A 20203-nucleotide genomic window follows, 5' to 3' on the forward strand; every position below is an offset into this window, starting at 1 on the left:
AGCCTGCATCTAAAGGATACAGGCTCTTCTATTACGTGTTACTTTTAATCAAAATGTCAGTTCATCCTATCAACAAGTGATTGTCTTGTTCAGGAATAATCAGCTCTTGTCTTAGAGGTAGCTCAGGCACTAGCTCCTGCAAGGCACGACGATAAACGCCTCGTTTAAAATGAATCACTTGTCCAAGTGGATACCAGTAACTGACCCATTGCCAATGATCAAATTCTGGTTTGCCCTCATCAAAGCGGATATGTTGAGTGTTCGTCTCATCTAAGCGTAGCAAAAACCATTTCTGTTTTTGCCCAATACATAAAGGGTGCTGTCCATGCCGCACATAGCGTTTTGGCAGACGATAACGCAACCAATCTTGCGTCACTGCCAATAAGTCTACATGACGCGGATGCAGGCCGACCTCTTCCCAGAGCTCGCGATACATCGCATCCATCGGCGTCTCCCCACGGTCGATACCGCCTTGTGGGAACTGCCAAGCGTTGTGACCAATACGTTTTGCCCACAGAACCTGCCCTTGTGTATTTGCCAAGATGATGCCGACATTGGCGCGAAAGCCGTCTGCATCTATCATGATTAAACCTTTTTAATTTATTTAAAATAGCTTATTTTGAGCTAGAACCGTGACAGCAATCATAATTATTATAAGGTGATGGTTGTCGATATTAGGTCAAAATAAGATTCATTACCGTTATTAAACCAAGAAACAAGCAAAATGTGTAACAGTATTTTGCTATAAAATGTTTCACGAGCTTAACTGTTTAAAATCAACCAGTTATAATTAAACTTTTGTAATGTTTTTTGGGGAATCTTACTGCAAAGAGAGGTTCGAACTATAAGAGGATAGGTTTGAATAATAAACAGTAGGCGGTGTATGAATGTTAATTCACTACTAAGAGAATTTTAGTAAAAATGTTTAATTGAAAATAAGGCTGCAAAAGACAAATAGGTGAACTATTCATAATGATAATAATTTTGGATGATAAGGGCTCGATAAAATGTGCCATTGGCTTATGCTACACTAGCCAAGTAAAACATATTGCCAGAAAATAAAAATCGGGCAACGAGCTAATTAAAATAAGGAATGGTCAAGATGTCAGAGTCAAAAGCAAGTGTAACGTGGCAAGAAAATAAAGCATTTATGGGCGTGTCACCATCAGGGCATAATGTACAGATCGATGCTGATAAAGAAAAAGGCGCCAGTCCAATGGAGCTGATTCTATTGGGGCTTGGTGGTTGCGCTAGCTATGATGTGGTAGAGATTTTACAGAAATCGCGCCAAGCAGTGACAGATGTGCGTTGTGAATTGATTGCTCAGCGTGCTGAGAGCGTACCAGCGGTATATACCGATATTCATATGCACTTCGTAGTGACGGGTCAAGATGTCAAAGAAAAACAAGTCGAAAAAGCCATTCATTTATCAGCAGAAAAATACTGCTCAGCCAGCAGAATGTTGGTACAGGGCGGCGTGAACGTCACTCATGATTTTGAAGTTATAGCAGGGTAGGGGCGAATATATTAATGAATGCACTTTTGGAGTTGGTCTCTAATACCGCAGCATCTGCCATTTCGGCAATGGTAGTAGCAAGCTTACTACCATGGTTGGTATCAATCGTTGCCAAAGCGTCTGGCGGTTTTAAAATCAGAAATAACGCACATCCTCGTGATTTTTTTCAGCATGCCACCGGAATGGCGGCAAGAGCCAATGCCGCGCAGCAAAACAGCTATGAGACCTTGCCAGTATTTTTGGCAGCTGTCTTAACGGCGATGTTATTCTTTGTTCCGCAGGCGATTATTAATGTATTGGCTTGGCTATACGTACTGATTCGTATTGGTTTTTGTGTGGCTTACATCACTAATTTATCGGCTTTTCGCTCCATACTTTGGGCGTTATCGATGGCTTGTTCTTTAATGCTGTTCTATTTAGCGATTCGAGTAAGTGTATAATTCTTGAGCGTTAACTTTCATAGCGTCTAGATCAATCAAATATGAGCAGGTGATTATTGTTGTATGCTAGATTGTAGCGCATTGATAATCACCGCTTTGTTTTTTTCTCGTTTGATACTGTCCCATAGAACTTTTGCTTCGCTATAGCCTTTGATGAGCATTGCGAGCCATTGCTTATAGCGACCCACCAATATCACCTCAGTTTTGGCCTTACCTTCCAAAAACCTTATCTGATGGGTGACCATCGCTTCCCACGACAACGTCGCGGCACTTAGCATGACATCATCTGAACCACAATCCACACGAGCAACCAAATCTGGACGGGTAACCGCGCCGCGACCTAACATCAAATGTTCTGTACCAGCTTGAGTCATACAGTTTTGCGCGTGCTCAGCATTCCATATTTCACCGTTGGCAATGACTGGAATATCGAGCGCATTAAAACTTTGAATCTTGTCCCAATAGGCTGGTGGCTTATAGCCTTGGGTTTTGGTCCGTGCATGAATGGTCAGCCAATCAGTACCACTGTCGTTAATCGCACCACGAATATCATCCATGCGGCTGGTATCGGTATAGCCCAAACGAATCTTGGCTGAGACTGGTATGTCGGCAGGTACTGCTTGACGCACAGCACTGATAATTTGATACAGGGTTTCGGGTTCATCCAACAATACTGAACCACCACGATGGCTATTTACTGTCTTGGCAGGGCAACCAAAATTGATATCAATAGCAGGTGCACCAAGCTCGGCAGCATAAGCAGCATTGTCTGCCATGAGTTGCGCTTCGCTGCCCAAAAGTTGCAAATGTATCGGTGTGCCACAGGCTGTCTTAGCTTCATGACGTAATTCTGGCACGTATTTATAAAATACATGCGCTGGTAAAACGTGCTGAGTCACCCGAATAAACTCACTCACCGACCAGTCATAGGGGCGACCTAAATCTGCCGCAATCTGCGTAAGTATTTGCCGCATCAACGGATCGGTCAAGCCTTCCATTGGTGCCAGTAGGCGGACAGGATTGGCAAATAACTGACGGATGGTATTTTGGCGGGCTTGAAGTTGCTGATTATTATTCATGCTTGTGGTTCACTGCTAAAAAGTTGCTATAACGAAAGATAAACTAGGAATTTAGAATGGCAAATGCAAAGAGTGTCTAATTTAGGAAAATTAAGTATTACCAAAAATTACTTTCTTACCTATCTGTAATCCTGATATCAAATCTTTAATATTATGAATATCTAAGTTGGTTTGGGCACGAGTGCAAGCAACGTAGAGCAGCCGCAACTCTTCTGGACTTATTTTGACCGCATTGGTGGTGACATCATAATAAAAATCATCGTCTAGTTGCACCTTTCCCCATTCGAGCCCTTTGGCTTTGTGAGCAGTTGAGATGACATAGTCCGCATTTTCGATACTGGTTAAGCTATTGACCGCTTGGCTTAATACATTAGTACCATGGTCATCGACCAATTTGACAAGGGTTTTGAGATCGCTGCCTTCATTGGTTTCTGAGTACTCTTGTACATCGCCCCAATTATAAAAATATGCCAGTTCAGGCACACCATAAGCAGATTTGCCATTTTTTAAATTTTCGGCAGCCTGACAGAATTTGAGCATACGATCCGTATCGGCTTGCAGAGCGACTCTATGACCGAGTTTAAGTCCGGTCAATAGCTGCGACATTGCAGCAGCATTGGTGCGACATAGGATGGCGTCTTTTTTACTGTGTACCATGCCCTTATCAGTAGAAGATTGCTTATTAGGATTGCCTTTGAGCGGTACGTCTTCTTGTAATGCCTTTAGTAATGTATTGGCGACTTCTGCAATTGGCTCGCCAAAACGAAATGACTGTGTCAACAAGGTTTGCGGTAGGGGCAGTTTTTTCATGGCATTGACTGCACCGCGCCACTCGTAAATTTGCTGGTGCGCATCGCCCACATAAATGACCTGTCTCGGTTGCTGGGTCAAAATGCCCATCATCAAGGGATCGGCATCTTGGGCTTCATCAAACAAAATAAAATCAGCTGGAATACTGGGTTTAGACAGTGCCCATAATTTAAGATAAATATCATGTCCGATGCCAGCAGGATGGCGCGCATCAATCGACTGTAACCAACGCTGCTCGACGGCTGGATAGAGCATCTCACGCAACTGCTCTGCGTCAGAATCATCGAGCCACTTGGGAAACAATATATGTCTAGGTGCAGGATAACTGGCATGCGTACTACAAAAATTGCTGACAGCATCACTGACGAATCGCGATAATCGGGCTGGCGTGAGGGTAATATATTTGTTTATACCATCCATTTGCCGACGTACTTGCACGGGCTGCAAACCCAAATCATCACCCAAACGCTTGGGTGAAAAACGCGGCAACGACAGCTTAGCAGTGATATCGCGGGCGACATGCCGATAAGCAAGTGAATGAAAGGTGCGACATTCCACATGCGGTGGAAACTTTGAGCGAGCATCATTGGCAATCGTCTTGTTAAAAGCTAAATATAAGCCACGTCCACGCAAACGCTCACCAATCAGTTTTAAGGTCGTCGTCTTACCAGCACCCGCATAAGCCACCACTTTAAATGACTTGTGATCCATCGCCATGTTAAGCGCGCTCAGCTGCTCATCAGTGGGATCGCTCATATAAGCTGGCATAGATGCGGACATAAAAAATTACCTAAAAGAGTAAAACGGATCAAAAATGACGGGGGTAAAAAAAGCCACTGCATAGACAATGGCTGGCTCGTCATATGAAATTGCAAAATACTTGCAAGCGCACATGACAATAATACAAAAGCTCAGAGAAAATAAAGGTGGAAATAAGTAGGTTATAGTAACAGATTAGCGCGTTGGCTGTTTTTGGAATAAGTACCTGATAAGTGATGTTATTCTTTATTTAACCCTGTATCGCTTGCTAAAGCAGGACTGTGTTCTTCTTTAATTAAAATTTTCGCTAAAAATAATCCTAGCTCAAACAACAACCACATCGGAATGGCGAGCATCAACATCGACACCCCATCAGGCGGTGTCACGACCGCAGCAACGGCGAAACAGCCGACAATAATATAACGGCGTTTATCTTCTAAGCTCTGAATGGAGACGACGCCCGTCAATATCAATAGCAAGGTGACGACTGGAATCTCAAAGGTTAAACCAAAGACCATAAAGAGTTTAAGTGCAAAACTTAAATAACTGTCGATGTCGGTCATCGGCAAGACGTTCTGAGGCGCGAACATAATAAAAAATTTGAGAACGCCTTTAAGGACAATAAAATAAGAGAAAGCCACACCCGCATAAAATAAAAATATAGAGGATATCAAAACGGGAATGGCGATTTTTTTCTCTTTTTTATATAAACCGGGTGCGACAAACGACCAGATTTGATACAAAATGTAGGGCATTGCAAAGAATGCTGCGACAAAAACAGTCAGGCGTATCGGTGCCATAAAGTTGGAAGTGATATCCGTCGCGATCATCGTTGCGTTGGCAGGTAACTGAGCAACCAATGGGTTGGACAAAAAATCATAGAGCTCGCGTGAAAATCCGACCAAGGCTAAAAATATGACCAGTACGGCAACACATATCTTAATCAAATGACGACGTAGGTCAATTAAGTGCTCAGTAATAGGCATATCACCAAGTGAGCTTAAGATATCGCCAGAGTCCTCAGTATTGCTGTCGACATTACCATCTATGGTAGCTGTTGAGGTCTCGATATCTGAATCCGCGACTTTTTCTTGACGGCTTTTTTTACGTTTAAATAAGCCCACTAATGACTCTCCTGCTCATTAACAGAAGCCTGTTTAGGTAAAGGACTGTCTATATGGCTGTTTAGTAAGATATCGGCTTTATAATTTGGTAAGTAGGGCGGTTGCGGCAAACGACGCGCTTTATCATAAGCTCCAAGACGAAACCACATATTTTCCCACGGTCTAGTTGTGATGGTTTGAGACACTGGATTGGCGTTATCACTACAGTCAGTTTTTAGATTATCATTATCGCCTTGTACCGATGACTGCTCAGGGCTTTCTGGTTTCTCAGCCTGTCTATTACTGTCATAGGCGTAGTCAAACGCTTTTGGCTGCACTGGTCGATTATCATCATTCTCACTACTGGCTTGACTACTTTGTCTAGGCGTATTGTCATCGCCTAGATCACGCGATGCTTTTAAATGCTGGTTTTGCGAGGATTCAAACTCTTGCATACTGCCGCGCATCTCCGCCATCTCACGCCTCATATCTGCTTCAGTCTGGCGAATTTTGGCCAACTCTTTTTGCATAAGCTGGCGGGTCTCTGCCAAATCAAGTTCAGCTTCGATTTCAGATTGCAGGGTGGATACCGTGCGGCGAATTTTGGCATACCACTGCCCAGCGGTACGCGCTGCCTGTGGCAGTTTTTCTGGGCCCAAGACGATTAGGGCGATAACACCAAAGAGGAGTAGTTCAGAAAAGCCGATATCAAACATAATGTTCCGATGTCACTGTCTAAAAGGTCACTGTCTAGAGGCTATACATTATGCGTGTCATCAACCTTGGTGGTTGTTGGGCGCTCTTCAGTGTGTGCATTGCCATCATGATCGAGCACCACATGCTTTTTAGCATGCTCAGTATTTTCGTCTTTGACCGCTTCTTTGAAGCCTTTGACTGCGCCGCCCAAATCTTTGCCAGCATTTCTAAGCTTTGAGGTGCCAAATACGACCACCACTACCACCAATAAAATCAGCCAATGCGTAATAGAAAAACTACCCATAAAGGTATCCTTGTGTCTTGGTTTTCAGTCTTTGTATGCCTACTTTGGGTGTATCGAATATCGTTATACTCAATAAACAGCCTCGACATACAATGCGAAGTAAAACAGAGCTATATTATAACCTGCACTTGTGACAAAAAGGTGAAATCAACAATAATCAAACAGGGCAAGCGCCAAGCTTATAGAAACTATCGAGCCGCCTTTTCATCGATACCTGATAGACCAAAACGTCGACCTAGCTCATTTAATACCGCATCCGACTCAATACCGAACCACGCCAGTCCAACCAATGTATGAAACCAGACATCGGCCACCTCATAGATGAGCTCGTGACGAGCGTCATCATATTGCGCTTTATTACTATTTGCGTCGCAATTGGCAAAATCTTTGGCGGCAATGATACTTTCAGTACTTTCTTCGCCAACTTTCTCTAAAATTTTATTTAAACCCTTTGCGTATAAGCTTGCTACGTACGAGCTATCAGCATCCGCTTGTTTACGCTCTGCCAATACACCGTCAAGCTGCTGCAAAATAGAGCGATTGGTAGTGTCGTTGTCATGGTGACTGTGACTGTGCTTGGCATCTGAAGGGATTACATCGTGAGCATGCGTCTCGTTAGTTTTAGGAGTGGCTTTTTCTGCATCGCTTGAATGATAAATATCAGCAGGGTCTTTTAATACCTTATCGACGGTTTGCCATTCAGGCGTTTGACCCGACAAATCTAAACGCTGATAGAAGCAAGATTCGCGACCAGTATGGCAAGCGATACCGCTAGCCTGAGTGACACTAAGGACAATCACGTCTGCATCACAGTCCAAGCGAATATCATGTACGGTCTGAGTATGACCCGATGACTCGCCCTTATGCCACAATTTGGCACGTGAGCGCGAAAAATAAACCGCTGTCTGCGTTTGAGCGGTTAACTGTAGTGCTTCGGCATTCATCCAAGCCATCATCAAAATACGCCCAGACTTATGATCTTGAGCAATTGCAGGAATCAAACCATCATCATTAAATTTTATGGCAGCCAGCCAAGCAGGTAAAGTCATAATATATCTGTCTTCTTGTTTATATAGAAATCAAAGGGGAATAAATGAATCGTAACGGATTCTATTTATGGTCTGAATAAAAAAGCGGTTGGCGTTAGGGCATGTCCTCAATATCAAATCCTGTAGAGATGTGGGTACAGCGCTTCTTTCATAATTTTATCAAGCGCAATGGATTTATTGAGGCGAAAGTCATAATTGACAAAATGCTGCCGCGCCTTGGCTACTGTTTCTCCAGTATGCATACGGGTAATTTTTATCACTATAGTGCCACCATTATCGTATAACGGTTCAACGCCTACTTCAAATAATAGCTCTTCACGCGCCCGTATGCGACTGACAATACTTAGCTGTAACTCATCGATAATTAAACCGTGATAATCTGCATCGATCTCTTTAATACCTTTAGAGTAAAAAAATCTCTGCCGCGCCTCACATAGCAATGCCGTCAATGATTCGAGCGTCAGGTACTGAGCCATATCAAGCTCAATATGACGCACACGCATCACTGTTTCAAAGACAAATATGTCGTTATCAAAGTCTAATTCTTGTTTTGACACGTTATCTCCTAGATTGATTGCAGGCTATGAGTTCTGCTAATCATAGTGTAGGTTGGTAGCGTCATCATCGTACGATAGACGCTCGATAAGTGTGATAAATAACTTTGTATTATTAACGCTCAGCTTATACTAAGGTTCAGTCTCTACTTAAGCACAGCTTAAGCTGACATTCAATCTATTTGGCGGTAAATCCGCAGTTTTATGAGTGTTTTGACTAAAATCTTTATAACTGGGCTTATACCCATTATCCACTGTCATGCCTACTAGGGCGTGTCCTCATTTTAAAAATGATGATAAGAATGAGATAAATTGCCGTCAAACAAGGAAAATAGCACAAATAATATCGAGATATGAACCAGCTATTTGACGTAGCTTGGCAGAATTTAACCGTTTTTAGTCCATTTATTTGCTTTCGTTCAGATTGAGGAGACGCCCTAGGCGAGGCGTAAAAGTTTCCTTGGCAAAACAGTGCATTATCTGCTAAAATACCGCCTCCCACCTCGAGGCAAATAGAGGTTTAGTGGGTGTTTTTACAGCCACTATTCGTTATTAACTATTTGACGACCAGGTTCTATCAAAGACAAAGAGGCAAATCATCATGAAAGTTAAGATGAAAACCAGAAGCGGTGCAGCTAAACGCTTCAAAAAAACAGCGAACGGCTTCAAGCGTAAGCAAGCAAACAAAAGCCATATCTTGACCAAGAAATCAGCTAAGCGTATTCGCCAGTTGCGCGGTCTAAAGATGGTGGACAAGTCTGACGAAGCAGCAGTTCGTCGCATGTGCCCATACATCTAGTAGGCTATCGTCATTTAGCTTTAATTAAGCGCTGTTTAATTTATAGCGACTGGATTAAAAATATCTGACTTTGCAATCTGATAGCGATGTCTACTATTCGATGACATCGTGATTCGTTTAATAATGATTAAAGAAATCTTGGAGTAATTTATGGCCCGTGTAAAACGTGGTGTACAGGCGAATCGTCGTCACAAAAAAATCCTAAAACGCGCAAAAGGCTACTACGGTGCCCGTTCACGTGTTTACCGCGTAGCGGTACAAGCAGTGACCAAAGCTGGTCAATATGCTTATCGTGACCGTCGCAACAAAAAACGTACCTTCCGTCGTCTTTGGATTGCACGTATCAATGCTGGTGCACGCTTAAACGGTTTAAGCTACAGCCGCTTTATCAATGGCATGAAATTGGCTAACATCACTGTCGATCGTCGCGTACTTGCTGACATCGCTATGCATGATGCAGCGACTTTCACAGCGTTGGTTGAAAAAGCAAAAGCGGCATTAGCATAAATATTAACCTTCCTTTAGGGTTGCTGCTTGTTTAGTCAGAATTTACAAGTAGTTATCTATATGGACAGGGATAATATTGATTAATAGTATGATATTAATAAAAGCTACCGCTGGTCGGTGGCTTTTTTTATATCACATTATCTTAATACTTCATGTCACAGCCTTGTTTTAGCACCAACGCTAAATATGCTTTTTTGAGATAGCTTTTATTATCGTCTAAATATTCAAGCCATTCATATCACTGGTATTATTTTTGAATGACTGGGTAAATGGTTTGCAATATTTGGTCAAATCCCTACAATTACCAATCACTATTATTAATAGTCCGTTTAAATCAGGAAGAATGCATCTTATGACTACCCCTGCTGCTACCACCGATTTGTCGGCGCTACCGACCTTGTCCACAGAGTTAAGCGAGCTTAATGAAGCTCAGCTAAATGAGTTGGCCAGTGCCGCTGAAGCCTTGGTTCTACAAGTAAACGATGTGCGTGCGTTGCAAGATTTGCGTGTGCAATTGACCGGCAAAAAGAGCCCATTAACGGGCTGGTCAAAGCAAATGGGTAAACTCAGCAGCGACGATAAAAAAACCTACGGCGGCTGGTTACATCAAGTCCGTAGCCGTATTCAAGAGGCGTTGACAGAGCAGCAACAACAGCTTGAAGTCGCGGCCTTAAATGCCAAGCTTGCAAGCGAAAGTATTGATATCACCTTGCCTGCTCGCGGTGGTCAAAAAGGTCATTTGCATCCAGTGACCATGATTACCCAGCGTATGCAGCAGTATTTTATACAAGCAGGTTTCAACGTTGCTACTGGTCCTGAAGTCGAAAGCGACTATTATAACTTTGAGGCGCTTAATATTCCGTCGCATCATCCAGCACGCGCGATGCACGATACCTTCTATTTTGATGCGCATTATCTACTGCGTACGCATACCAGTCCTGTGCAGATTCGCACGATGGAAAAGAATGAACCGCCTATTCGTATTATTTGCCCAGGTCGCGTTTATCGCAATGACTCGGATCAAACGCATTCGCCGATGTTCCATCAGCTAGAAGGTTTGATGGTTACTGAGTCGAGCACTTTTGCAGAGTTAAAAGGCTTGATTAGTGAGTTCTTGGAAGCATTCTTTGCCAAAGAGCTAACCGTTCGTTTTCGCCCATCGTTTTTCCCGTTTACTGAGCCTTCTGCTGAAGTCGATATCCTCGATGACAATGGTAAATGGCTTGAGGTTATGGGCTGCGGTATGGTGCACCCACAAGTACTGACCAACTGCGGTATTGATGCCGAAAAATATACTGGCTTTGCTTTTGGAATGGGGATTGAGCGCTTCGCGATGTTATATTACGGCATCGATGATTTGCGTTTATTTTTCCAAAATGACGTACGCTTTTTAAAGCAGTTTGGCTAGATTTTATTATTTAATAAACCTCTACCTTTACTCCAAAACCTTTATTATAAAATTCTGATCTGAGATATTTATGAAAATTAGCGAACAGTGGCTACGTCAATGGGTAAACCCCAACAATAGCAGTGAGCAATTGGCCGAACAACTCACGATGGCAGGACTTGAGATTGATGATCGCTATGCGGTTGCCCTTACCTTCAGTGGTGTGGTTGTCGGTGAAGTCATCAGCGTCGAGCAGCATCCAGATGCCGATAAACTGCGCGTTACGCAGGTTAATATTGGTGCAGCTGAACCATTACAAATCGTCTGCGGTGCGCCCAATGTGACTGTCGGTATGAAAGCACCAGTTGCGACCGTTGGTGCCATTTTGCCAAGTGATGACAAAAAAGGCTTCATAATTAAAAATGGCAATCTACGTGGTGTTGCCTCCAACGGTATGTTGTGCGGCGCTTCTGAAATTGATTTAGTCGATGAAATTGATGGTCTGCTCGAATTGCCAGCAGATGCACCAATTGGTATGGATATCCGTGAATATCTAGGCTTAGACAATCAAATCCTAGATATCTCTATCACGCCAAATCGCGGTGACTGCTTTAGTGTACGCGGTATTGCGCGCGAAATATCAGTCATTAATGATTTGCCAATGCAGCTGCCTGAGATTCCTACCAATGTGGTAGTTACTGATAACGGTGCTGATACTGCTACGCTAGCGGTAACGGTTAGTGCAATTGAAGCGTGCCCACGCTATTTACTACAATCAATCAGCAATATTGATCGTAGTATCGACACCCCAAAGTGGATGCAAGATGCGCTGGTTCAATCAGGATTACGCTCGCACAATTTTTTGGTTGATGTGACCAACTATGTATTGATGGAGTTGGGTCAACCGCTACATGCGTTTGATGCCGATACTATCGAGGGCGATATCGTTGTGCGTTTGGCACAACCTGAAGAAACGATTACTTTGTTGAATGAGCAAACCATTACCTTAACCGGTGATGAATTGCTCATTGCTGATGATAAAGGCGCACTTGCACTTGCCGGAATCATGGGCGGTCAGCGTAGTAGTGTCACTGATAGCACAACCAATATTATTGTAGAAAGCGCTTTCTTTGGTCAGCTTGCTATTGCCGCACGCGCACGTCGTTTTGGTTTGCATACCGATGCCTCACAACGCTTTGAGCGTGGTGTCGATTTTGAGTTACCAGAGCTTGCTTTAGCGCGTGCTGTTGATTTGATTACGAGCATTACTGGTGGGCAAGCCGGACAAATAGTAAAAGCAGAAAGCAGTGAGCATTTACCATCTCGCGCACCGATCACTTTACCAATTGCTAAAGTTCGTGATGTCATCGGTATTGAGATTGAGCCAGCAGTGATGGTTCGTATTTTGACCCAATTAGGCTTTGAGGTAGTGCAGCAAGCCGATAGCCTGATTTGCACGCCGCCATCGTATCGCTTTGACATGAGTATCAAAGAAGACCTCATCGAAGAAATTGCGCGTATCTATGGCTATGACAATATTCCGAGTGTGTTGCCGCATTTGCAAGTCAGCATGGATTATGACGATACTGCAGACTTGACACACGAGATGAAGCTGGCGCTGGTCGATAATGGTTATATGGAAGCGATTAGCTTTAGCTTTAGTGACGCAAAAATAGAAGCCTTGCTCGATGACAAAGCCCTAGGAGAAGTACTGGCACTGGCCAATCCTATTTCTAGTGACTTAGCCGTGATGCGCCGTACTTTGCTATCAAGCTTATTGCCTTGCGTGCAATATAATCTCAATCGTCAGCAGCCCCGCGTTCGTTTCTTTGAAACAGGGCTTAGTTTTGTTGGTCAAAGTATTAGTGAGTTGGTGCAGACACCAAGTATTGCGTTAGTAGCAGTTGGCGATGTCTGGGACGAGCAAGCGTATCAAAACCGTGCGTTAGACTTTTATGATCTTAAGCATGATATTGAGCAGTTATTACCTGCACAAATGGATAGCGCCCGTATTCGCTATGAGCGCAGTGAGCTTGCTTTCTTGCATCCAGGCCAAAGTGCTAAGCTTTATATTGATGATGAATATATTGGTTGGTTGGGTCAGTTGCATCCTAACACGGCTAAGCAGTTAGATTTGCCAGCTACGTGGGTTGCTCAATTATCACTTGCGCCATTACTGACCCTTGCCCGTGAGCAGCATACCATCACCACCCCGAGCAAATTTCCACAAGTACGCCGTGATATTGCCATTTTAGTAGACAGTGAGATCAGCTTACAGACATTAGAGTCGACGATACGCGCAGCAGCTGGTGAGCTATTGGCTGATCTGTGGCTGTTTGATGTGTATCAAGGCGACAACGTGCCAGCTGGTCAGCGCTCATTAGCTTTTGCGCTAATATGGCAAGACAATGCACAAACGCTATCTGATGACGCCATTAAAACCGCGACTGACAAAGTGGTACAGGCGCTAACGAAGCAACATGCAGCAAAGTTGCGTGACAGCTAACATATAACTCTTATCATAGACATGCTCTGTAGCCTCACTCTTAAAGAGGCTATAGGGCATTGCTATTTATAAGAATTATAATTTTATAAATTTTTTTTCATAAAAATAGTTAAGTGGTTATTAATAAAGGATTTTAAAGCAGTCTTTGTTAAAAAGAGCTTAGAAAACCTTTATAATAACTAGCATTAACCCTCATACCGCTAAACCATGATATTCGACATCACGACATAGCATAGGAGTCGTACTGTGAGCACCTTAACCAAATCTGACATGATTGAGCATTTGATGAGTCATCTTGACCTAACACGCCAAGAAGGCCGCTGTTTGGTAGAGAATTTCTTTGATGAATTGTCAGAGAGTTTAATTGATGGCAAAGAGGTCAAGCTTTCAGGCTTTGGCAACTTCGAGCTTAAAGATAAAAATAGCCGTCCAGGTCGCAACCCTAAGACAGGGGAGCCAGTCGCCGTATCAGCACGCCGCGTGGTGACTTTCAAAACAGGGCAAAAATTCCGTCAACAAGTTGATGAGCGTCTATTTGACGAGTAGCAGTAACTGTCAATCGTATAAAACTGAACATATAAATATATCATGACTTCATGATGGTTGTTAAAGTTACGCTTTATTATTAATGTGAGATGGTTGATCTACATTTGAAAGCGCCATTAAATATCATATTTAGCTATGAATAACCACGAACAATGGTAAATGACACGCACAAAAAAAGAGAGCTTAGGCTCTCTTTTTTTTACTACAGTATTTCTATCATATAAACGATAAAATTACTGAGCTGGTTCTTCAATAATTACAACTTCGTCAGCTGCGTCTACAGCTGGAGTTTCGCTAGCTACGTCAACGCTAGTAGTAGTACCGTCTACAGGTACTTCAGCATCGATTTCGTCAGTAGCAGTAGCAACTTGAGCATCAGCGATGTCAGCTTCAGCTTCAGCAACAGCAGCGTCAGCATCAGCAGTTACTTCGCCTTCAGCAGCAGCTTCGTTTAGCTCTTCTGATGCATCTTGCACTTCTTCTTGTGCGTCAGATAAATCTTCAGCAGCGTTTTCTTTGTTGCTGTCACAGGCAGTAAGGCCCATAGTTGCAGTCATGATACCAGCTAGAGCAAGTAATTTTAAGTTCATAAGGTTTTCTCCGGGAAAATGAAATGATCAGTAGCAGCAAAAAAGGTTGAAAGCTGAGATTTCTCAGAATTCAACTAGTCTTAGTTACAGCTACTCAGCTTTCACGCATTCTATAGGATTTCTATATAAATAGAAATAGGCTGTACAATTAAGTAACAATAAAATTGTAAATAGTGTTTTACATCACTTATTCGTTATAATTTTTAATACAACGAGCCAAATTAATAGACGTATAATCAATGACATCAACCTATTTTGATGACTTTTTCGATGTCTTGATTAGTGCAATATCAAGAGTCTAATAAAGTAGGATTTGTCAAAAATACTTTGAGATTACTTACTTGTTAGAAATCGGATTTGATCAAAAAAATAAAGAATTGAGTCAAAATTACACTATATAAAAAATCATCAATACGAGTAGCAATATATATCGTATATTTGAGGAATGAAACAATGAAATGGCAAGGTAGACGCGGCAGTTCCAATGTGCGCACCAGCAGTGGTGGCGGCAAAATGATAGGCGGTGGTATCGGTGGTATTATTATTGCTGGCATTTTATGGCTGGTATTCGGGGTGAATCCAATGACCGCTTTACAGACGGGTCAAGTAGTCGCAGGCGGTGGCAATAGCAGTGCCGCTACCGAACCTGCGACAAGTAACGATCGAGATACGCAGTTTGTCAAAGTAGTATTGGCTGATACTGAAGAAGTTTGGCATCAGATATTCAAAGAAGCTGGCAGCACCTATCAGGAGCCATCATTGATTCTCTTCAATGGTCAAGTCAGCTCAGCATGCGGCAGTGCTAGCTCCGCGACGGGCCCATTTTATTGCCCAGGCGATCAGACTGTCTATCTAGACAAATCTTTCTTTGTAGAAATGCGCCAAAATCTCGGTATCACGGGTGATAAACAAGGCTCTGGCGACCAAGATAATCAAGGTAAAGCGGGTGATTTTGCACAAGCCTATGTTATTGCACATGAAGTTGGTCACCACGTACAGACTTTGTTAGGCATCAGTCAGCAAGTTAATGAAGCCAGCCGTCAAGTCACTCGTGCACAAGCCAATAAGCTATCAGTACTACAAGAACTGCAAGCTGATTGTTTTGCTGGGGTTTGGGCACAACGTAACCAAGAGCGTGTACAGTTTTTGGAGGCAGGTGATATCGATGAGGCCATCAATGCCGCTGGTCAAATCGGTGATGATCGTTTAGCGCGTGCTAGCGGTGGAGCAGTCGTACCTGATAATTTCACTCATGGCACCAGTCAACAGCGTGTTCAGTGGTTCACTCGTGGTTTGGAAAGTGGCAACGTACAGTCTTGTGATACTTTTAGCGGGGCGCTATAAGTGTACTGGATATCATGATAAGCAGATTTACTTTCAACTCATGAGTTAGAAACAAAAAAGCCTGCAATATCGATTGCAGGCTTTTTGTATTTTAGAGCGTTTTAGGCATATTCAATAGATTTAAAATACACGCAGTTGAAATGCTTAAAAACGGTCTTGATAGCACCAAATAATCATTCAGCGATTATCTGCTGTTGTTAAGAATGTAAGCACCAGCGCCACCTACTGCAGCACCACCAAGTGCGCCACGAGCGATGTCTTTGCTATCGCCGCCACTTCTAATAAGTGCACCAGCAGCAGCGCCGGCAGCAGCACCTTTAGCGGTATTGCTCAAGCCACTATTGTATCCATTAGTTGCACAGCCACCCATGATAAGGGCAGAGCTAGTAAGAGCAGTCATTGCGATAGTTTTAGCAAATTTCATAGTATCACCTATTAGGTTATCAAGTTAGTTTATCAAAATCAAAATACGATATTTTTATTACCACTAATTTTAATACCGATAGTAAGCTGTATTAAAATATTTGGGCAAGTATCTTAGAATAATCTATTGTGCTACCGCAAGACATACAAAGGTCTGCATTAGTAAGGATTACATCAAGGATGTTAAATATCTCGAAAATTATACTGCTATTAACACGTGATAGCAGAGTATATCTATACTGGCTCCTACACTAACCCATATAATAATTTCTAGGCGTAGTAAAAGCGCTAAGCTTTGCAAATAGCCTGTAAAGGATGTTTCTCCACTGTATCGTTGGTAGGGGTTTTGCTTAGGGTTATTGTATTTATATTGATAGTAAGCTAACTGTTTTTAAAAATAGTACTTTTGGCGTCTAATAGTGAGGTATTAAGGTCTGTTCTCATTTTTATTGCCATTTTTAAATTCAGGACATGCCTGAATATATAAAAAATGAATACAAAACGAAAAGACCGCACGAGTGCGGTCTTTTCTACTTAAGTGGCTTATCTATTGAGTATGGCAAAGCAGCACGGATCTATCATTAGTTCTGTGATTTACGTTTCATCTGCTCAAAGAATTCGTCATTGGTTTTCGCTTCTTTCAAGCGATCCAGTAAGAACTCAGTGGCTTGTACGCCATCCATCGGCTGAAGCAGCTTACGTAAAATCCAAACTTTGCGCAGTTTATCTTCATCAAGCAGACGCTCTTCACGGCGTGTACCAGATTTTTTGATATTAATCGCAGGGAAGACACGTTTTTCAGCCAGATCGCGCTCAAGCGTAATCTCTTGGTTACCAGTACCTTTGAACTCTTCAAAGATAACGCTGTCCATTTTACTACCCGTATCGATAAGCGCACTGGCAATAATGGTCAAACTACCACCTTCTTCAACATTACGAGCAGCACCGAAGAAGCGTTTTGGGCGCTCTAATGCATTGGCGTCTAGACCACCGGTCAACACTTTACCTGACGACGGAATAACCGTGTTATAAGCACGTGCCAAACGAGTAATCGAATCCAGTAAAATAACCACGTCTTGTTTGTGCTCGACCAAACGTTTGGCTTTTTCGATAACCATTTCAGCGACTTGTACATGACGCTGTGGCGGCTCGTCAAAGGTAGAGGCAACTACTTCACCGCGTACCGTACGTACCATTTCGGTGACTTCTTCTGGACGCTCGTCAATCAATAGGACGATGAGATAGCATTCAGGGTTATTACGAGTAATCGACTGCGCAATGGTCTGTAGCAGCATCGTTTTACCCGCTTTTGGCGGTGCAACAATGATAGAACGCTGACCCTTACCAATCGGAGCGATTAGATCGATGATACGACCCGTCAGATCCTCAGTGGTGCCGTTACCAAGCTCGAGTTTCAAATGTTCAGTTGGGAATAGGGGTGTCAGGTTTTCAAAGATAAGCTTATGACGTGAGCGATCTGGGGTATCAAAGTTGATTTCGCCAACTTTCAATAACGCAAAATAACGTTCAGAATCTTTTGGTGGACGAATCGTACCAGCGATACTATCACCCGTCTTGAGACTAAAGCGGCGAATTTGGCTAGGGCTGACATAAATGTCATCAGGACCGGCTAAGTATGAGCCTTCTGATGAGCGCAAAAAGCCAAAACCATCCGGAAGAACCTCAAGTACGCCGTCACCATAAATGGCTTCACCGTTCCGCGCATGGGTTTTTAGGATAGCAAAGATGATGTCTTGTTTACGGCTACGCGCCATATTATCAAGACCCATTTCTTTGGCGATAGCCAATAGCTCAGCGATTGATTTTTTCTTTAATTCAGTAAGATTCATAGATAGGTCATTAGCAATTGATCAGATGAGAGATGCCATTAGCAGCACAAGTCACGACAGTGATTAAAACAACGATAGTATGGTGATAGAGGGTGCGTGCACAGAGCTGGATTTATGTAGTTTGGATATTACGTGTTAGCTTATATACGAATTGCAATCGTTTATGCAAGGTAATAAGAAATAAGGATAAAGAAGTCTACATAAGAGTCTGCGTCAAAAACTCAATATCAGTAATTGTGTTTAGTCATTTCGTTCAGCAATGGTGTTTATAACGACGATTGTGTTTTTGTTGATAAACACGAGGAGAATAGCGATAAGACAGTTAGGAAAACCGTTAGTTTTCTGTTGTCAGCAGACTATACGGTCTTCACAATAGTATTGTCAATAAATTTTGCCAAAAAAGTCGTCTAATTGAGTTTTTTGCATAAAAAACAAGCAAAAAAGCCACTATCTACGTTAGATAATGGCTTTTTCGACGGTGTTGCTGTCTCTTTAGAATGCTTATGCAAAACGAGCAAGTCTCAACTTAGAGATGCTTGTCTAACACTTTTGCCAATTCAGCTTTTGGCTGTAGACCCATCACTGAGTCAACTTTTTCGCCATCTTTAAAGACAAATAGTGTTGGGATATTACGGATACCAAAACGGCTGGCTGCTTGTGGGTTGCTATCCACATCAACTTTGACGATTTTAACTTTGCCTTGGTACTCAGTGGCTAGATCTTCTAAAATAGGGGCGATTGCTTTACAAGGACCACACCATGCTGCCCAGAAGTCTACCAATACTGGCACATCTGATTGCAATACGTCTTTGTCAAAGTCGGCATCGGTAGTATGTAAAATAAGGTCTGACATAATTTATCTCTCTTGTTTTATTATTTCTATCGCCATCCATCAACCAATATATTTGTTGCATAATAGAATGATGGGTGACCAAAGAAGCGTTTAGAAGTGGTTAAAATGTGCCATTATATTAACATGTTTGCTCAGGGTTAACAGATGCAGGCTGGTTAAATTGTTTAACAATTACGATTAGCACAATAAATCGACACATAACGACACAGGCATGGTTTTATCTGTCACTTGATAATCCTGTCTGTGTCTTTTGCTCAAAAATAAGCGGTTTATAACACTATATCTATACTCTAATATCTACCACTTAAGACAGCTTTCATATGCAAGCTCATTAATCATTCAAGCCCCTTTATATAAGTGCCCATTTTTATGCCTTTTACTGCTGAAGAAGTCAACGCCCTCAATGCTCAAGAAAACGCCTATCCGCTTGAGTTTTTTCAAGCCTTTGCGCAACAGATTACTGTCTACGAAGATGATGATATTTGGGTGGTTGATAAGCCTGTAGGTCTGTTGAGTGTCGATGGCAAAACGCTCAAGGTCAGTTTGTTGGCGAGACTTGAGCGTGCCAATCCCGCAGTCAAGCTGATTCATCGTCTGGATATGGATACCTCAGGGCTGCTCATTTTTGCTAAGAATGCCGAAGCACAAACCCATATTAGTAAGCAATTCATTGAACGTTTGCCACAAAAAAAATATCAGGCACGCGTCTTTGGAGAGTGGGAGCGTGTCGGCGCAACGGGTGAGATATCAGTACCAGTGCGCTATGAGCCAGAGACGAAACCGCGCCATATCGTCGATCCTAGCTGGTCAAAGCATGCCTTAACTTTATATGAAGTCATCAGCCATGAGCAATGCAACGGTCAGACAGTCACACGCGTAATGTTAAAGCCGGTCACGGGTCGTAGTCATCAGCTGCGCGTCCATATGGTGCATGTGGGTCATGTGATGATTGGCGATCCTATTTATGCAGAAGGCACGGCTTTAGCGATTGCGCCAAGGCTTAATCTCCATGCTCAGCAATTGCGTCTCAAGCATCCTACGCTTGGTGCGTGGATGGATTGGGAAAGCCCAAGCCCTTTTTAAATGGA

The 20203-nt window shown here is 42.8% G+C and carries 21 protein-coding genes; 9 read left to right on the plus strand and 12 right to left on the minus strand.

The window, feature by feature from the left end; all coding sequences use genetic code 11:
- Positions 1–61: 61 nt before the first annotated feature.
- Complete coding sequence (locus ACP7AE_RS10090) at positions 62–583, minus strand: RNA pyrophosphohydrolase (RefSeq protein ID WP_045452438.1); 522 nt, start codon at positions 581–583, stop codon at positions 62–64.
- Positions 584–1102: 519 nt separating this feature from the next.
- On the opposite strand from ACP7AE_RS10090, the gene ACP7AE_RS10095 reads away from it, so the two are divergent.
- Together ACP7AE_RS10095 and ACP7AE_RS10100 are read left to right on the plus strand one after the other, a co-directional pair.
- Positions 1103–1516, plus strand: coding sequence for an OsmC family protein (locus tag ACP7AE_RS10095; protein WP_201540635.1), 414 nt, complete (start codon positions 1103–1105; stop codon positions 1514–1516).
- A gap of 14 nt (positions 1517–1530) precedes the next feature.
- A complete protein-coding gene (locus tag ACP7AE_RS10100; RefSeq protein ID WP_201540636.1) occupies positions 1531–1956 on the plus strand; it encodes an MAPEG family protein in 426 nt (141 codons plus the stop codon).
- Positions 1957–2009: 53 nt separating this feature from the next.
- On the opposite strand, the gene ACP7AE_RS10105 is transcribed toward ACP7AE_RS10100, so the two are convergent.
- The 7 genes from ACP7AE_RS10105 to ACP7AE_RS10135 form a co-directional block, all read right to left on the minus strand.
- Entirely contained in the window at positions 2010–3035 is a 1026-nt protein-coding gene (locus ACP7AE_RS10105) for a tRNA dihydrouridine synthase (protein ID WP_201540637.1), read from the minus strand.
- A 90-nt stretch (positions 3036–3125) separates the two neighbouring features.
- Positions 3126–4625 carry a UvrD-helicase domain-containing protein gene (locus ACP7AE_RS10110; protein ID WP_426242876.1) on the minus strand — a complete coding sequence of 500 codons (1500 nt, stop codon included), beginning with the start codon at positions 4623–4625 and terminating at the stop codon, positions 3126–3128.
- A gap of 218 nt (positions 4626–4843) precedes the next feature.
- The gene (gene tatC / locus ACP7AE_RS10115) at positions 4844–5728 is read right to left on the minus strand and encodes a twin-arginine translocase subunit TatC (protein ID WP_426242878.1); all 885 of its coding nucleotides are present in this window, start codon (positions 5726–5728) and stop codon (positions 4844–4846) included.
- The gene (gene tatB, locus ACP7AE_RS10120) at positions 5728–6423 is read right to left on the minus strand and encodes a Sec-independent protein translocase protein TatB (RefSeq protein WP_426242880.1); all 696 of its coding nucleotides are present in this window, start codon (positions 6421–6423) and stop codon (positions 5728–5730) included. The genes tatC and tatB overlap by 1 nt, the downstream gene beginning before the upstream one ends.
- A gap of 41 nt (positions 6424–6464) precedes the next feature.
- The gene (gene tatA / locus ACP7AE_RS10125) at positions 6465–6707 is read right to left on the minus strand and encodes a Sec-independent protein translocase subunit TatA (RefSeq protein WP_045445916.1); all 243 of its coding nucleotides are present in this window, start codon (positions 6705–6707) and stop codon (positions 6465–6467) included.
- Positions 6708–6895: 188 nt separating this feature from the next.
- Complete coding sequence (hisI, locus tag ACP7AE_RS10130) at positions 6896–7756, minus strand: phosphoribosyl-AMP cyclohydrolase (RefSeq protein WP_426242883.1); 861 nt, start codon at positions 7754–7756, stop codon at positions 6896–6898.
- Positions 7757–7869: 113 nt separating this feature from the next.
- Complete coding sequence (locus ACP7AE_RS10135) at positions 7870–8313, minus strand: acyl-CoA thioesterase (protein WP_045445921.1); 444 nt, start codon at positions 8311–8313, stop codon at positions 7870–7872.
- 598 nt (positions 8314–8911) lie between these two features.
- Here ACP7AE_RS10135 and rpmI point away from each other — a divergent pair.
- From rpmI to ACP7AE_RS10160, 5 genes are all read left to right on the plus strand, one after another.
- Positions 8912–9109 carry a 50S ribosomal protein L35 gene (rpmI, locus tag ACP7AE_RS10140; RefSeq protein ID WP_010197866.1) on the plus strand — a complete coding sequence of 66 codons (198 nt, stop codon included), beginning with the start codon at positions 8912–8914 and terminating at the stop codon, positions 9107–9109.
- A gap of 150 nt (positions 9110–9259) precedes the next feature.
- Positions 9260–9616 carry a 50S ribosomal protein L20 gene (gene rplT, locus ACP7AE_RS10145; RefSeq protein WP_025651520.1) on the plus strand — a complete coding sequence of 119 codons (357 nt, stop codon included), beginning with the start codon at positions 9260–9262 and terminating at the stop codon, positions 9614–9616.
- A gap of 352 nt (positions 9617–9968) precedes the next feature.
- Positions 9969–11024, plus strand: coding sequence for a phenylalanine--tRNA ligase subunit alpha (pheS, locus tag ACP7AE_RS10150; RefSeq protein ID WP_426242885.1), 1056 nt, complete (start codon positions 9969–9971; stop codon positions 11022–11024).
- Positions 11025–11094: 70 nt separating this feature from the next.
- A complete protein-coding gene (gene pheT / locus ACP7AE_RS10155; RefSeq protein ID WP_426242887.1) occupies positions 11095–13509 on the plus strand; it encodes a phenylalanine--tRNA ligase subunit beta in 2415 nt (804 codons plus the stop codon).
- A gap of 246 nt (positions 13510–13755) precedes the next feature.
- Positions 13756–14055, plus strand: a complete 300-nt coding sequence (locus ACP7AE_RS10160) for an integration host factor subunit alpha (RefSeq protein WP_045445928.1) — start codon at positions 13756–13758, stop codon at positions 14053–14055.
- A 233-nt stretch (positions 14056–14288) separates the two neighbouring features.
- Here the strand turns inward: ACP7AE_RS10160 and ACP7AE_RS10165 are convergent, their stop codons facing one another.
- A complete protein-coding gene (locus tag ACP7AE_RS10165) occupies positions 14289–14645 on the minus strand; it encodes a hypothetical protein (RefSeq protein WP_426242889.1) in 357 nt (118 codons plus the stop codon).
- 453 nt (positions 14646–15098) lie between these two features.
- Between ACP7AE_RS10165 and ypfJ the strand changes: the two genes are divergently transcribed.
- Complete coding sequence (ypfJ, locus tag ACP7AE_RS10170; protein WP_045452448.1) at positions 15099–15989, plus strand: KPN_02809 family neutral zinc metallopeptidase; 891 nt, start codon at positions 15099–15101, stop codon at positions 15987–15989.
- 184 nt (positions 15990–16173) lie between these two features.
- On the opposite strand, the gene ACP7AE_RS10175 is transcribed toward ypfJ, so the two are convergent.
- From ACP7AE_RS10175 to trxA, 3 genes are all read right to left on the minus strand, one after another.
- A complete protein-coding gene (locus tag ACP7AE_RS10175; protein WP_055125335.1) occupies positions 16174–16413 on the minus strand; it encodes a hypothetical protein in 240 nt (79 codons plus the stop codon).
- 580 nt (positions 16414–16993) lie between these two features.
- Positions 16994–18262, minus strand: a complete 1269-nt coding sequence (rho, locus tag ACP7AE_RS10180; RefSeq protein WP_055125334.1) for a transcription termination factor Rho — start codon at positions 18260–18262, stop codon at positions 16994–16996.
- Between the two features lie 526 nt (positions 18263–18788).
- Positions 18789–19115 (minus strand): thioredoxin, encoded by a 327-nt coding sequence (gene trxA, locus ACP7AE_RS10185; protein WP_060491956.1) that lies wholly within the window; start codon positions 19113–19115, stop codon positions 18789–18791.
- Positions 19116–19484: 369 nt separating this feature from the next.
- Between trxA and ACP7AE_RS10190 the strand changes: the two genes are divergently transcribed.
- Positions 19485–20198, plus strand: coding sequence for an RluA family pseudouridine synthase (locus ACP7AE_RS10190; RefSeq protein ID WP_087813615.1), 714 nt, complete (start codon positions 19485–19487; stop codon positions 20196–20198).
- The last annotated feature ends 5 nt before the right edge of the window (positions 20199–20203 follow it).

Origin of the sequence: Psychrobacter sp. TWP2-1-2 (assembly GCF_049896785.1) — a bacterium.
Taxonomy (GTDB): domain Bacteria; phylum Pseudomonadota; class Gammaproteobacteria; order Pseudomonadales; family Moraxellaceae; genus Psychrobacter.